General features: G+C 68.3%; 13 protein-coding genes. 5 read left to right on the forward strand and 8 right to left on the reverse strand.

The window, feature by feature from the left end:
• Together GT355_RS05375 and tbsP are read right to left on the reverse strand one after the other, a co-directional pair.
• A complete protein-coding gene (locus tag GT355_RS05375; RefSeq protein ID WP_160133663.1) occupies nucleotides 1-2,094 on the reverse strand; it encodes a PQQ-dependent sugar dehydrogenase in 2,094 nt (697 codons plus the stop codon).
• A 110-nt stretch (nucleotides 2,095-2,204) separates the two neighbouring features.
• On the reverse strand, nucleotides 2,205-3,041 hold the full coding sequence (gene tbsP / locus GT355_RS05380; protein WP_240145722.1) for a transcriptional regulator TbsP: 837 nt from the start codon (nucleotides 3,039-3,041) through the stop codon (nucleotides 2,205-2,207).
• A 459-nt stretch (nucleotides 3,042-3,500) separates the two neighbouring features.
• Between tbsP and GT355_RS05385 the strand changes: the two genes are divergently transcribed.
• Nucleotides 3,501-3,839, forward strand: a complete 339-nt coding sequence (locus tag GT355_RS05385) for a four-helix bundle copper-binding protein (RefSeq protein WP_120071093.1) — start codon at nucleotides 3,501-3,503, stop codon at nucleotides 3,837-3,839.
• Nucleotides 3,840-3,866: 27 nt separating this feature from the next.
• Here GT355_RS05385 and GT355_RS05390 read toward each other — a convergent pair whose 3' ends face one another.
• Nucleotides 3,867-4,694, reverse strand: a complete 828-nt coding sequence (locus tag GT355_RS05390) for an aldo/keto reductase (RefSeq protein WP_160133664.1) — start codon at nucleotides 4,692-4,694, stop codon at nucleotides 3,867-3,869.
• A gap of 101 nt (nucleotides 4,695-4,795) precedes the next feature.
• Between GT355_RS05390 and GT355_RS05395 the strand changes: the two genes are divergently transcribed.
• The gene (locus GT355_RS05395) at nucleotides 4,796-5,737 is read left to right on the forward strand and encodes a nucleoside hydrolase (protein WP_160133665.1); all 942 of its coding nucleotides are present in this window, start codon (nucleotides 4,796-4,798) and stop codon (nucleotides 5,735-5,737) included.
• 89 nt (nucleotides 5,738-5,826) lie between these two features.
• On the opposite strand, the gene GT355_RS05400 is transcribed toward GT355_RS05395, so the two are convergent.
• From GT355_RS05400 to GT355_RS05415, 4 genes are all read right to left on the reverse strand, one after another.
• Nucleotides 5,827-7,008, reverse strand: a complete 1,182-nt coding sequence (locus GT355_RS05400; RefSeq protein ID WP_160133666.1) for a ferritin-like domain-containing protein — start codon at nucleotides 7,006-7,008, stop codon at nucleotides 5,827-5,829.
• A 192-nt stretch (nucleotides 7,009-7,200) separates the two neighbouring features.
• Nucleotides 7,201-8,208: an MBL fold metallo-hydrolase gene (locus GT355_RS05405; protein ID WP_160133667.1), complete on the reverse strand. Its 1,008-nt coding sequence runs from the start codon at nucleotides 8,206-8,208 to the stop codon at nucleotides 7,201-7,203.
• 61 nt (nucleotides 8,209-8,269) lie between these two features.
• Nucleotides 8,270-9,940, reverse strand: coding sequence for an ATP-dependent DNA ligase (locus tag GT355_RS05410; protein WP_160133668.1), 1,671 nt, complete (start codon nucleotides 9,938-9,940; stop codon nucleotides 8,270-8,272).
• 113 nt (nucleotides 9,941-10,053) lie between these two features.
• Entirely contained in the window at nucleotides 10,054-11,505 is a 1,452-nt protein-coding gene (locus GT355_RS05415; protein ID WP_160133669.1) for an amidase, read from the reverse strand.
• A 140-nt stretch (nucleotides 11,506-11,645) separates the two neighbouring features.
• On the opposite strand from GT355_RS05415, the gene GT355_RS05420 reads away from it, so the two are divergent.
• Complete coding sequence (locus GT355_RS05420) at nucleotides 11,646-12,068, forward strand: DoxX family protein (protein ID WP_160133670.1); 423 nt, start codon at nucleotides 11,646-11,648, stop codon at nucleotides 12,066-12,068.
• Between the two features lie 178 nt (nucleotides 12,069-12,246).
• Nucleotides 12,247-13,011 (forward strand): hypothetical protein, encoded by a 765-nt coding sequence (locus tag GT355_RS05425; RefSeq protein ID WP_160133671.1) that lies wholly within the window; start codon nucleotides 12,247-12,249, stop codon nucleotides 13,009-13,011.
• Between the two features lie 10 nt (nucleotides 13,012-13,021).
• On the opposite strand, the gene GT355_RS05430 is transcribed toward GT355_RS05425, so the two are convergent.
• Complete coding sequence (locus GT355_RS05430; RefSeq protein ID WP_233553931.1) at nucleotides 13,022-13,333, reverse strand: hypothetical protein; 312 nt, start codon at nucleotides 13,331-13,333, stop codon at nucleotides 13,022-13,024.
• A 141-nt stretch (nucleotides 13,334-13,474) separates the two neighbouring features.
• Between GT355_RS05430 and GT355_RS05435 the strand changes: the two genes are divergently transcribed.
• Nucleotides 13,475-13,669 carry a hypothetical protein gene (locus GT355_RS05435; protein ID WP_120071115.1) on the forward strand — a complete coding sequence of 65 codons (195 nt, stop codon included), beginning with the start codon at nucleotides 13,475-13,477 and terminating at the stop codon, nucleotides 13,667-13,669.
• Nucleotides 13,670-13,872: the final 203 nt, after the last annotated feature.

Here is a 13,872-nt window from a genome sequence, read left to right on the forward strand (position 1 = left end):
CTACCGATCCCGTCCGAGCCGACGCGCGGCGAGACCCGCGACCCCGGCGAGCGCGGCGAGGACACCGAACCCGGGGCCGTCGGTCGCGGTCGTCTCACTGCTCGCGTTCCCGCCGCTCCCGTTCGTGTCGCCGTTTGCGCTCGCCCCGGAACCACCCGTTCGAGCGCTCGTCGCGGGGGCTCCCGCGCTCGTTTCCGCGCCGGTGGCCGCTCGGGACGTGTCGGTCGCGGCGCTCGTGCGGCGGTCCGTGACTGCGCCCGTCGTTCCCGACCCGGTCGTCGGGCCGGCCGTCGAGCTCGTCGATGCCGTCCCGGTCGCCTCCGTCGCGGCCGTCGCGTTTTGCGTTCCCGCCGCAGTGTCGGACGCGGCCTCGCCCTCGGCGGCCGTGATCCGGTGGACCGCCCCGCCGAGGTCGCCGGCGGAGGTCAGCGCGTAGAGGTCGCCGGTCTCGTCGCGACCGATGGCGATGAGGTAGCCCTCCACCGCGCCGCTCTCGGCACCCGCGATCCGAAGCTTCGAGAAGTCCCACTGGCCGTCCTCGGTCGGGGTCGCGGCGAACAGCGACCCGCGTGGGTTCCCCTTCTGGCTGTAGTCGCCGAAGACGTACTTGCCTTCGAGCCCGGGGATCGCGTCGTTCCCGTAGATGTAGCCGCCGACCACCGAGATGCCGATGAACTCGCCGTCGCGCTGGTGCGGGTACTCGACGACCGGGTCCCGGAGGGGCTCGCCCCCGCGGACGTCGGGCGGCGTCGAGTCGGGGCACTCGTCCGGAACATCGCTCACGTTCTCGGTTCCGAAGCAGTGGGTGCCCTCCCGGACGTTCCAGCCGTAGTTGCCGCCCTTCACCACCCTGTTGACCTCCTCGTACCGGCTCTGTCCGACGTCGGCGACGTAGAGCTCGCCGTTCGAGAAGCCCATTCGCCACGGGTTGCGAAAGCCCCAGGCGTAGTGCTCGTCGAGGCCCTCCTCGCCCACCAGTGGGTTGTCCTCGGGGATGCCATAGGGTTTGCCGTCCGACTCGCCGTCGACGTCGATCCGGAGGACGCTCCCCAGCAGGTTCTCGGTGACGTCCTGGCCGTTGCCGCCCCCGTTCGCCTCGTACCAGTCCTCGGCGTGCCCCGGTCCCATGTCCTTCGGGCTGCCGCCGTCGCCGTAGGAGGCGTAGAGGTAGCCGTCCGGGCCGAAGGTTATCGCGCCGCCGTTGTGGTACGGCGTCGGTTCGTCGATGGCGAGCAGCACGCGTTCGGAGTCGGGATCGGCGTGTTCGCCGTCCTCGTCCACGGTGAACTCGGCGAGGACCTCCGTGTGGGAGAACTCCGCCGGCGCGTCGTCGGCGAGCGGGGCGCTGTAGCGCAGGTAGAACCGGCCGTTGTCCGCGAACTCGGGGTGGAAGGCGATACCGAGCAGCCCCCGCTCGGCGGTGAGCTCGGCCAGCCGGTCGCCCACGTCGAGGAACGGCTCCTCGCGCAGTCCGTCGTCGGTGTGGACGTAGACCTGGCCCGGGAGGTCGAGCACGAACCGCCGACCGTCGCCCGGCGGGGCGGCGAAGTCCGTCGGCACCTCGAACCCACCGGCGATCCGGTCGAGGGCCACCGTCGGTCCCTCGGGGACGACGGGTTCGCTGTCGCTCTCGGTGGTGGTCTCGGTCACGGTCTCGTTTCCGAAGCTGATCGCCCCACGCATCGACCCCTCGTGTGGCTCACAGACGTACTCGGCCATCGCCTCGCTCGCGGTGAACGTGAGGCTCTGGCTCTCGCCCTCCTCGCTCATCACGGACGTGCGTTCGAGGACGCCGCCGTCGTCGTCGAGCAGCGCGAGGTTGTGGCCGAAACCGTCGAGGTTCGTCCACGTGATCCGATACTCCTGGCCCGCTTCGAGCCGGAGCGTCGGATTCGTCTCGTCGGCGATTTCCTCGGGGGATCGCCCCCGCCAGCCGGCGATCTCCCCCCCGAGCTCGATGGTCGATGCGGTCTGTGCCCGTCCGCCCGCGCTCGCGAGATAGCCCGCCCCCGCGAGCGCGCCGGTCGCGCCGAGCAGCCGACGGCGGGAGAGCCACACGCCGTCGTCCCGGTCGTTCGCGTTCCCTCGTGTCATTAGTGATCGTTCTATCCGATGCGAGTGGACGTTCACTCAAAGTCGTACCGAAGCGAGTCGCATTGCCCCCGCCGTCGGGAGACGAAAAATTCGGCTAACGGCGACCGGGATTACGTCTGCGTTCGCGAGAGCGAGCCGTGCGCCGCGCTCGCGATCTCCTCGGCGCTCGCGCCCTCGAAGCGGTCGTCGGCGAGCAGGAGTCGGAGCCGCGGTCGGCCGACGTCGATCGGGACCTTCTCGGTCGTGATCAGCCCCTGCTGTTCGAGCGTGGTCTTCATCCGCGAGAACGTCGCCTTGCTCGCGACGCCGACGTCCTCGCCCCACTTCGAGATGTCGTAGAGCAGCGCCTCGTGTTTGGCCGCCACGAGCAGGCTCGCGCCGACCTCGTCGAGTCCCTCGTTCCCACTGCCGCGGGCGGTTCGGAGCGCGGTGACCATCGTCCGGAAGTCGGTCTCGACCTCCGGGCCGAACGCCTCGGTCAGCGACTCCTCGACCTGCGAGCGCGCCGGCGTCCGGAGGCCGAACTCGTCGCTGCGCTCCCAGCTCCCCTGCCAGTGTTCGTTCGCCTCGTCGACGAACGTCGTGTCGTCGGTCGCCAGCCCCGCGGTGTACCGGCCCGCGGGGACCAGGGAGACGAGCTGGTCGTCGGTGACGACCAGTCCGGTTCCGACGGGCTCGTCGCTCGTCCGGAGTTCGAGCGTGCCGGCCTCGACGAGCTCCGCCGCCGTGCTTGCGAGAACGAAGTCGCTGCGTACCCCTTTCAGCACCGACTCCGCCGCGAGCAACCGCACCGTCGGCGAGTCGTCCAACTCTCCCAGAACGTCGAGAAGCGCTTCGGTCGTCTCGTTGTCGACGCCGACGACGAAGGTCTCCCCCGATTCGTTTCCGAGGATACGTTCGAAGAGCTCGGTTTTCGACGCCACCACACTATTTGAGGCTGCGGTCATGCCGAAACATACGGTCCCATCGCATAGGAACCTTTTGGCTTCGGACGGCCGCTATCCGGCCACATCGACGGGACTCGTCGTTCACGATCCATCGGGTGCGTCGTGCGCTATCGCGTCTCGCCACTGACGCGCCGGACTCGCGAACACGTCGCCGCGATCCGAACCATACGTCCGACGTGGCCACCGCGTGTCGTGGTTTTCGGTGGTGGGACCGACGGAAGTGATACCGACCGACCCGATCGACGGTTCGGTCTCCCGACGGCGTCGTCGGCGATACCGAACGACTCCCAGGTCGATGTCGTCGATCCCGGTCGCGACCGGACGGACGATCGCCAGTGAAGCCTCGTTTTCCAAAACATAGTCCCGGCACGTTTTCGGATCGTTCGGTCGGGGACGTCCGTCGTTCGGTGGTCGTTACCCACAACGCAGGAAAACCGTCGTGCCCTCAAACGACGTGCAATGGTAGTTCAGCAGATCGGTCTGAGCGACGAGATGGAAACGTGCGTCGACACCTGTATCGAGGCCGCGGAGGTCTGTGAGTGGTGCGCCGACGAGTGTGCGGGTCACGGCGAGGAGATGAGCGAGTGTCTCCGACTCTGCCGGGACGTCGCCGACCTCGCCTCGCTGTGTGCCCGGCTGTGCGTCCGCGACTCCGCGTTCAGCTCCCAGGTCGCCGAGGCCTGTGCCGAGGCGTGTGAGGCCTGTGCCGAGGAGTGCGAGCAACACGACCACGACCACTGCCAGGCCTGCGCCGAGGTCCTGCCCCGCTGTGCGGAGACCTGCCGGAACATGGCCTGAACACGGGTTCGAGCGACGAGGACCTTCTCAGTGAGGGATGTCGAAGATCCCGCCCATCCAGTCGGGTGCATTTGGCTCGTAGACCGCCCGGTCCCGATCCAGGTCGGTGAGACGTCGGTGGTCCGCCTCCTCTAGCTCCCAGTCGAAGACCGCGAGGTTGGCTTCGAGGTGCTCCGCCGACCCGGACCCGGGGATGGTCGCGACGCCGCGCTCGAACGCCCACCGGAGGACGACCTGAGCCGGCGTTCTGTCGTACTTTTCAGCGAGCTCCCCGACGACTTCCTCGTCGAACACCTCCGTTCGTGCGAGCGGCGCGGAGGCCTCCACGACGACGTCGGTCTCCTCGCAGTACTCGACGAGGTCGGGCCGCTGGAACCACGGGTGGAACTCGATCTGGTTGAGGGCGATCGGAACGTCCGAGATGTGGTTCGCGTTGCTGAGCTGGTAGGTGCTGAAGTTCGAGACGCCCACGTTCCGGACCTTCCCCTCCTCGTGGAGCGTCCCCATCGCGTCGAGGGTCTCGCGTAGCGAGATCGCGGGGTTCGGCCAGTGGACCAGATAGAGGTCGAGGTACGCCGTCCCGAGCCGGTCGAGCGAGTCCTCGCAGGCCTCGATCACCGACTCGTAGTGGAGGTTCGCGGGACGGACCTTCGAGGTGAGGAAGAGGTCCTCGCGCTCCTCGTCGGCGATGGCCTCGCCGATCTCGGTCTCGTTGCCGTAGGCTTCGGCCGTGTTGAGGCGGGTGTAGCCGATGTCGAGGGCGGTTCGGACGGCTTCGGTGCCGAGCCCGCCGGTACCGAGCCCGACCATCGGTAGTTCGTCGCCGCTCGGGAGGGGTCTGGATGGAACAGCCACAGCCGCGAAACGCAGGGGGCGGTATTAGTCGTTCCCCACCCCCTCGCACTCGGACCCCGCGGAGTGGATGGCTATTTACCGACGTGGCATCCAGCGGAGCCATGAAGGACCTCCTCGTCGACTGCGACCCGGGCCACGACGACGCGATGGCGCTGTTGCTCGCGCTCGCGTCGGATCGGGTCGCCCTCGAAGCCGTCACGACGGTCGCCGGCAACCAGACGATCGAGAAGACGACCCGGAACGCCTGCCGCGTGCTGACTCTGGCCGACCGGACCGACGTCCCCGTCGCCCGCGGCATGGGAGCCCCGCTGGTTCGCGACCAGGTCACCGCCGGCTGGGTCCACGGCGAGAGCGGCCTCGACGGGGCGGACCTCCCGGAGCCGGAAACGGAGCCGATCGAGCGACACGCCGTCGAGACGATCGCCCAAACCGCCGCCGAGAGCGGGGCGCTCCACATCGCGCCCGTCGGACCGCTCACGAACGTCGCCGTCGCGCTCCGGAAACATCCCGACATCGTCGAGGACATCGAACGGATAGTGCTGATGGGTGGCACAACTGAGGACGGGAACGTCACGCCGGCCGCGGAGTTCAATATCTTCGCCGACCCCGAGGCGGCGAAAGTGGTCTTCGAAGCCGACGTCGACGTCACGATGGTCGGGCTGAACGTCACCCGCGAGGCCCGTCTCGACCGCGACCACGTGGCGCGGATCCGCGAGCTGGACGCCGCGGTCACGACGGTCGTCGCGGACCTGCTGACCTACTTCCTCGACGTCTACGAGGCCTCGTTCGAGTGGGACGGCGTCCCGATCCACGACGCGTGTGCCGTCGCCGAAATCGTCGAACCGGGGGTCCTCGACACCGAGTACACCTTCACGACCGTGGAGACGAAGGGCGAGTCGACCTACGGTCGAACGGTCGCCGACGTCCGCGGCGTGAGCGACGACTGGCCGAACGTCGAGGCCCCGAACGCGAACGTGGCGGTCGACATCGACCGCGACCGGTTCGTCGAGATGCTTCTCGACGCGTTCGAAACCTACCGGTAGGGAAGACCGGTTTCGGACGAAAGAAAGTCGAGCGGACGGTGCGTGTCACGGCCCGTTCGTGGTGTGGATCGGTGTCGTCGACCGACCAGCTATTCGAGCGGGACCTGGCCGCGGATCTCGCCGTCGGGGTTGGCCGTCGTGTGAACGTTCACGTAGAGCCCCTCGTCGGCCATCGACTGCAGGTCGGAGACGGTCTTGCCTTCGAGCGGACCCACGAGGTCGGACTCGGTGATCGTCCCGCTCGCGATCTGGCCGTCCTCGCTGGTGCCGTCCTCGTTCGGACCGTAGAGGAAGGCGACGACCGGGCCGTTCTCCTCTGACCCACCGAGATGGAAGTGGGCCGCGGTGACGTCCTCGATGTTCATCACCGAGAGGTCGTATCGGAGCGCGTAGCTGTCCCCGGTATCGACGAGCGTGAGCCCCGCCTCGCCGCTGGCGTCGGTATCGACCGGTGGGACCTCGTTGTCGCCCGAGAGCTGGACGGTGAACTGTCGGACGACGTCGCCCTCGACGCCGTCGTCACCCTCGGAGTCGTCGCCGCTGCCGCCGCTCGCGCCGACGATGAACTGCTTGACGATCGGGAGCACCTGCTCCATCGTCCGGGCCGGGTTGAACGCGTTCGGCGCGGGGCGCTGGAGGTGGAGGAGCTGGAAGTAGGTCCAGTGGTTGGCCTCGACGCTGTGGATCGAGAGCGCGGCCGTGAGGACCTCCTCGCTGTCGATCATGGGTGCCGCGCCGGCGTAGGCCGAGACGCCGACCGACTCCAGACGGTCGGCGACGGCGACGAACTCCTCCATGGAGTCGTAGGGGAACTCGTAGTCGGCGGGTTCGACCGGTGTGCCACCCAGCTGCTCGATGGTCTCGGTGAGCGCGTCGACGTGGGCTTTCTCGTGGTCCCGGACGTCCTCGATCTGCTGGTAGACCGAGTACTGGAGGGTCGGGCGGGCGAAGTAGTTCGCGACCGCCGAGCTCTCTACCTCCCACTCGGAGTGGTTGGCGAGGAACTCGTCGTAGAACGCGTACTCGAGGTGTTCGAGCGCGAGCGCGTAGTTCAGGATGTCGACGTCGCTCGGGTCGTCGCCCGAACCCGAGCCGGAGCCCGAACCGCTGTTGGCACCGACGGTCCCGGCACCGAGCGCCGAGAGCGCGGTTGCGCCGGCTCCGACTTTGAGCGCGTCGCCCATCATCTCTCGTCGTGAGCGAACCTGGCCTTCGACTCGCCCGATCAGTTCGAGGACCCCCTCCCCGGAGTTGGTAGTGTCGTCTGTCATAGTTTTGCGTGCGGACGCACGTAATCGTACACCGCGTTCAGAGATGAAAAAACTATCGTCACCCCGGGTTCTATCCGCTTCCGTGGCTCGGGAGGGATCGGGAGACGACCATAGCGTTCGGCGAACGACGGCCGGAAGCCAGCACGCGAGCAACGGTCGTCCGTCCGCACGGTGAGCGGGCGAACACACCCCTCAGAAGTCGCTCAGCGCGGTCTGGTTGTTCTTCAACGACCGCGCGGTGAGGTCGAACTCGGCTTCGAGGTGGGTCGCGAACGCGTCGGCGAAGCCGTGTTGGGTGTAGACCCGCTCGGGCTCCAGTGTCTCGACGGTGTCGACCAACTCGGAGAAGTCGCTGTGGTCCGAGAGCACGAATATCTCGTCGTAGCTCCCCCGATACTTGAACGACTCCTCGATGGCCCAGCCCGAAAAGCCCGCCTTCAGCGCGCCGGTCGACTCGGCGATCGAGTCGACGAACGAGAGCCGGTTGGTCTGTGCCGGGAGGAGCAGCGCGTCGCCCGCCCCGAGCGTGGTGGCCTCTTCGTAGCGTTCGGCCCCGAAGTCGACGTCGTAGGCGTCCTCGATGATCGCGTTCAGCCGCGCCGTGGCGTCCGTAACGAACAGCCGCTCACGATTCGAGCGCCCGACCAGGAGCTCGAGCTCCTGGGCACGACCCAGGGTGTAGCCGAAGAGCAGGACGGGCGTGTCGTGGGTCTCGTCCAGCCAGTCGACGATACGCGCTTCGAGCACCGCCTGGTCGTCGAAGACGTACTCGGGCTTTCCATACGTGGTCTCGGTGACCAGAACGTCGACGTCGTACTCGTCCGCGACCGCGCCCGCGTCGAACCCGTCGAGCAGAAACCTGGATCGCGGCGAGAAGTCGCCCGTGTAGAGGTAGGTGGTCCCGTCGGGGTCGTCGACGACCGTCGCTCGGGAGCCCGGCACGTGACCCGCCGGGACCTGCTCGACTCGTGGATGGGTGGTCCGGGTGAGGGGGGCCTCGTCCTCGCGGCGCGCGTTCGCCAGCCGAGCCGTGACGTCGGAGCAGACCACCGCCTCGGGGGCGCGCGTGTAGAGGTGGTCGCCGTGGGCGTGGCTCAGTCCCACGACGTCGCCCGCGGGTTCGGTGGCGTCCGCGACGAACGTCTCGCCCGTCGAGAGCGTTATCTCTACGCCGTCCCGGAGGCTGACACCGCTGCTCATCGAGGGTGCCCCTCCGACCGCACGGCTCGCACGGGCCGGCTCGGTCGTGTCTCTCGGTGTCTCATTGGTCCTCGTAGAGTCGTTCCACCCGTTCGAACCGGTCGGCGTCCTCGGGGCCGAGGTCGTCGCGAAAGCCGCCGAACCGAGGGAAACGGAGTGCGTAGCCCGAATCGTATTTCGTGGACTCCTGTATCGCCTCGTACTCGACCTCGACGACTACTTCCGGACGGAGCTTCGCCGTTCGACCCTCCACGGACCGAATGAGGGGTTCGAGTTTGTCGGTGATCTCGCGGAGTTCGGCGTCCGTGAGACCCGAGAACATCCGCCCGACCTCCCGGAGCTCCTCGCGGTCGGCGTCCCAGCAGGCCAACCGTAGTCGCCCCAGCCACTCGCTCTTGCGGCCCGCGCTCCACTTGGCCTGGACCACGACGAGGTCGAGCGGCTCCATCGTGGGCTTGACCTTCAGCATGTAGCCGACCCGCGACCCCGGCTGGTAGCCCGCGTCGAGGTTCTTCACCATCAGGCCCTCCTGGCCGTCGTCGAGCGCGTCCCCGTAGAACGCTTCAGCCGCTTCGAGCGAGTCGGTTCGAACGTTCTCGGCCCGCTGGACCGTCTCGCTTTCGGGGACGACGACCGATTCGAGGCGGGAGAGTCGGTCCGCGAGCGCCGTTTCGACGAGCGGGTCGCCGTCGTGATAGAGCAGGTCGAAGGCGTGGACCGTGACCGGATACGCGGCCGCGAGTTCGTCGATGTCGGTCTTGCGCTTGATGCGCTTCGAGAACTCTTGGAACGGTATCGGCCGGCCGGTCTCAGGGTCGTAGCCCACCACCTCGGCTTCGACGATCGCGTTCTCGACGTCGACCTCGTCCCGCACCGCCTCCACGACGTCCGGGAACTGCTCGGTGACGTCCTCGAGCCGGCGGGTGAACACCCGAACCGCGTCGCCGTCGACGTGGATCTTCACCCGCATCCCGTCGTACTTGTACTCGAGCAGCGGGCGGTCGGTCGACGCCAGCGCGTCGTCGAGACCCTCGGCTTTCTGCGCCAGCATGGCCTTCACCGGCCGGAAGAGCTCGACATCGAGTTCGTCGAGCCCCTCGCGTCCTCGGTCACGGGCCGTCTCACTCACGACGCGGAAGTCGTTCGTGACCTCGTAGGCACGTTCGACCGCCCGGACCGCGTCGTCGGAGCCGTCGAGAAACGCCCTCGCGAGTGCATCCCGGATGGTGCTCTCGCCGACGCCCAGCCGCATCGTCCCGACGATGGTTCGAACGACGTACCGGGCCTCGTCGGCGCTCGCGTCCCCGAGCAGATCCGCGATATCGTCGGTCGCTCGGGTTTGGCTGCCCGACCCCTCGTACGCGGCGAGCCCCCGAAGCGTGTCGTAGACCTGCCGGACCGAGAGGCTCCCCGAGAACAGCGTCGTCTGGACGCGGTTCTCGACCGCTTTCGCCGCGGCGTCGCCGAGGTCGCCCGTCTCGCGCCGCCAGTCACCGATCCGGTCCGCGTCGACGCCCGTCGCGTCGCTCAGGGCGTGAACCGTCAACGACGACGAGACGCCGAGGTCGTCGGGTTCCCACGAGGCGAAGACCCGCCCGCGAGCGAGGCCGGTGAGCTCGCCCAAGAGGTCACCGGCGTCGGCGAACAGCTCGGCGAGGATGGCCGTCTTCTCGAGCGTCGACGGGGTGGCGTCGAGACGGTCGTAGCACTCGACGAGCTGTGAATATTCCACGAGTAGTCGAGGACACGAAAACCAAAAAAGTCGCGGGTTGCGGACGCAACGCCCGGTCGAACGGTGAACGAAGGGGGCCGTCGTCCGTCGTCGACGGCTGGCTTCGAGACGAGCTACGAGCGCCGTCCGGGGTAGGTGTCCCGCCACGGCCGGACGCGTTCGAGCGCGGCGCTCGCCGCGAGCACCGTCTCGTCGGCGTGTCGCCGACCGACGACCTGGAGCCCGACCGGGAGTCCATCGACGAACCCCGCGGGTATCGACGCGACCGGGTGCCCGGGGAGGTTGAACGGCCAGGTGAGACACCAGTCCACGACCGGGTTCGCGACCGACGCCTCGTCGATCGTCTGGGGGCCGTCCCGCCCGTGTTCGAACGGGGGCACCGCCGTCGTCGGGGTCACGAGCAGGTCGTGCTCGTCGAGAACGGCCTCGACGGCGTCGTAGAAGTCGGTCCGTGGCCGGTCGGCGCGCTTGTACGAGACCGCGTCGGCGTCCTCGCCGATCCGGACCATCGTCCGCACCGAGGGCGAGAGCCGCTCGCGGTCGCCGTCACCGATGATGCCCTCGGCCTCGAACCCCTCGACCATCGAGGCGAACACGACGGTCGAGATCTGCGTGAACGCGTATCGGAGGTCCGACAGCGACCCGTCGTAGGGCGGGTCGGTTCGCTCGACGTCGTCCACGACGCCCGCGAGGTCGGCGAGCGCGTCGTCGGTGACGTCGGCGACGCGCTCGGCGACGTCGAAGATGCCGAGGTCGCGGCTGTACGCGACGCTGAGGTCGCTCGTGTCGCGGTCGAGCGCGTCACGGTAGGACTTCTCGGGTGCGGGAAGACTGTACGGGTCGCGCGGATGTGGTCCCGAGAGGACGTCGAGGGCGAGCGCGGCGTCCTCGACGGTCCGCGCGAGCGGGCCGATGCTCGTGAAGGGAGTCGACAGAACGAACCCGTCGGGTCGGGTGGCGGTCGGCACCCGGCCGAAGGAGGGTTTGAGCCCGTAGACGCCACAGAAGGCGGCGGGGACGCGTATCGATCCGCCCATGTCCGAGCCCTGGGCGAACGCCGCGAGGCCGTCGGCCACGGCGGCCGCGCTGCCGCCGGACGACCCGCCCGAGACCCGCTCGGGGTCGAAGGGGGTTCCCGTCCGGCCGTGGAACGGGTTCTCCGTGACGAGCTTGTGGCCGAACTCCGGGGCGTTCGTCGTGCCGACGACGACCGCGCCCGCGGCTTCGAGCCGTTCGGTGACGACGGCGCTCTCCTCGGGGACGAACTCCCCGACCGCCGCCGACCCCATCGTCGCCGGGATCCCCGCCTTGTAACCGAAGAGGTCCTTGAGCGCGACCGGCACCCCGGCGAGCGGGCCCGGGTCCTCGCCGCGCTCAACGGCCGCCTCGATCTCGTGGGCGCGCTCGCGGGCGTCGTCCTCGACGAGCGTGACGTACGCGTTCGTGACGTCGTTGCGGGCCGTGGCTCGGTCGAGGACCGTCTCGACGACGTCGACCGGCGACAGGTCGCCCGCGCGGACCCGCCCTGCGAGCGACGTCGCGGTGGTGAACGGGATATCGGACATAGATCCGCATCCCGCGTCGACACCAAAAGGGTTCCTGCGGTCGGTTCCCGTCGTCGGCGACCACTCGACCGTCCCGGATTCGGAATCCTCGAAGACCGGTGTGAGCCAAAGGCTATGTCCTTCCCTCCGGGATCGGGACTATGGCCAACGACACGGATGAGACCGGGACCGGAAGTCCGCTGTGCATCGTGATGGGGCTCGTCTACGTGGTCGCGGGCGTGCTCCACTTCCTCGTCCCGAGGGCGTTCGCCCGGATCGTCCCGCCATCCCTCCCTCGTCCGGTGGGGCTCGTCTACCTCTCCGGGCTCGCCGAGGTCGTTCTCGGGGCCGGGGTCATGGTCCGGCGCACGCGGCCGCTCTCGGCCTGGGGGATCGTGGCGCTGCTGGTCGCGGTGTTCCCGGCGAACGTCCACATGGCGACCAGCGGGATGGTACCCGAGTCGGTCCCCGACCGTGCTCGCGGGCTCGCACGGTCGGGGCTCTGGGTACGGCTCCCGCTCCAGGGCGTGCTGGTCCTCTGGGCCTGGCGGTACACGCGCTCGGGACGGCCCACGCCCGAGTGAGCGGTCGGGAAACTCGGCTCCGACGAGCCGTCCGAAAGCTCGTCCGACCGACAGCCTCAGGTGTTCGGGAGGTGAAGGATACGGTCACGAACATGGACTGGAATCGGAGACGACCGCGTGCGACGACCCGGGAACGGTAACACGGTGACCGACGCGTATCCGGCCGATTCCACCGACCATGGATAGGCGCGCGCTCCTCGAACGCGCCGGCGCGGTCCTCGGTGCCGTCGCCGTCGCGGGCTGTGGGTCGGTCGCGATCCCGGACGAGTTCTCCAGCGGGAACGACGACGACCCGGGATCGTCCCCGACCGAGACGACCACCCGACGGCCCGACACCGATGCGCCGGCCGACGGGACGTCGACCCGACGGACCACCGAGCGCCCCACCGTCGACGCGACGACGGGCTCGACGCCGACGCGACGGCCGACGGCTCGATCCACGACGACGGCACCGACACGAACCGAGACGGCGCTGGCGACGCCGAACCCGCCCGCGAACCGGTTGTTGCTGGCGGAGGAGGTGGGCGACCGGTGGCGCTACCGGAGCGAACCAACCGAGCGTGGAAACGGGACCATCACCGCGGTCTACGGGATGGTCCGGGAGCCATCGGCGAAGCTTCGGACACGGCTCTGGCCCTGCGAGGGCGAATCGCTGGCCAACCTCGGGGGGACCTGTTCGCTCGGCAACCTCCCCGAACGCTATCGGGCGATGGACGACGTCGAGACCGCGACGCCGGCGGTCGGCGAGACCGCGTTCGCGTGGTGGGCGGGTGCGACGACCGACATCGAGGTCGTCGCGAACGGGCACGTGTTCCGGATGACCTACACCACCCCCGGACCGAGCGCGGTAGCTACCGGCGGTGCCGACGACCGAAACCCCGTCCTCCGACGACTCACTCGACTCGCGCGTCGACAGGCCGACAAACTCGGGACGGTCGCCTGACCGGAGCGGGCTATCGGTCGCGAACGGCCTGCCACCGACCGGCGCGCCACTCCCAGAGGAGTTCGAGTCCGATCCACCCCAGGCTCCAGACGACGATGACCGTCGCGACGAGCGCCGTCGTGGAGAGAACCCCGAAGGACTCGGTGAGCGCGACCAACACCGGATAGAGCAGCCCCGAGAGCGCGATGGCGAGCACGAGCCCCCCGACGGCACACGTGTGGTGTTCGGTCCAGCCGACGGTCGTCACCGGGTTCGATTCGTGCTCGGTTTCGGACGCGGCCTCCTCCTCGTCCATGCCGTGGTGTGCGTACACACTTGTCACCCTCTATCGTGTGTCTGTGTGGATCGATAATCAACGTTTCGCCCATGTCGGAGGCGGTGGGCCGGCAGCGACGAGGGACCGAGCCGGGTCATGTCGAGCCCCTCAAAAGGGTCGGCCCCGCATCGAACGCCGAGGACGTCGATGAAGGATTTCTACAAGAAGCTCATGAAGATGAGCATCGAGGACGCGGAGGAGATCGCCCGCGAGAGCGAGATGGACGCGGTCAACGAGATGGCGATGCAGCTCTACCAGACCAGGGTGCGCCACTGGCAGCTGAAGGCGACCGAAGAGCGACAGCTCGACTTCCCCGACGACCCGATGGCCATGTACGACTGACGCTGTCCTCCGAAGCCCTTCGTAACCCATCGCAGCGGTCCCCTCGACCTGTGGGGCGGCTGTCTCTCGAACCCACGACATGTTCGAGCGGGCGCGCCTGTTCGAAACTACACTACCAACACGACCAGCTTCCTTTGCAATTCTTGGCAAACGTTGCTCTCTCTATGCGCAAGGTTATTATCTAACCAGTTTCGATTAGCAAC

Source organism: Halococcus salsus, assembly GCF_009900715.1.
Lineage (GTDB): Archaea > Halobacteriota > Halobacteria > Halobacteriales > Halococcaceae > Halococcus > Halococcus salsus.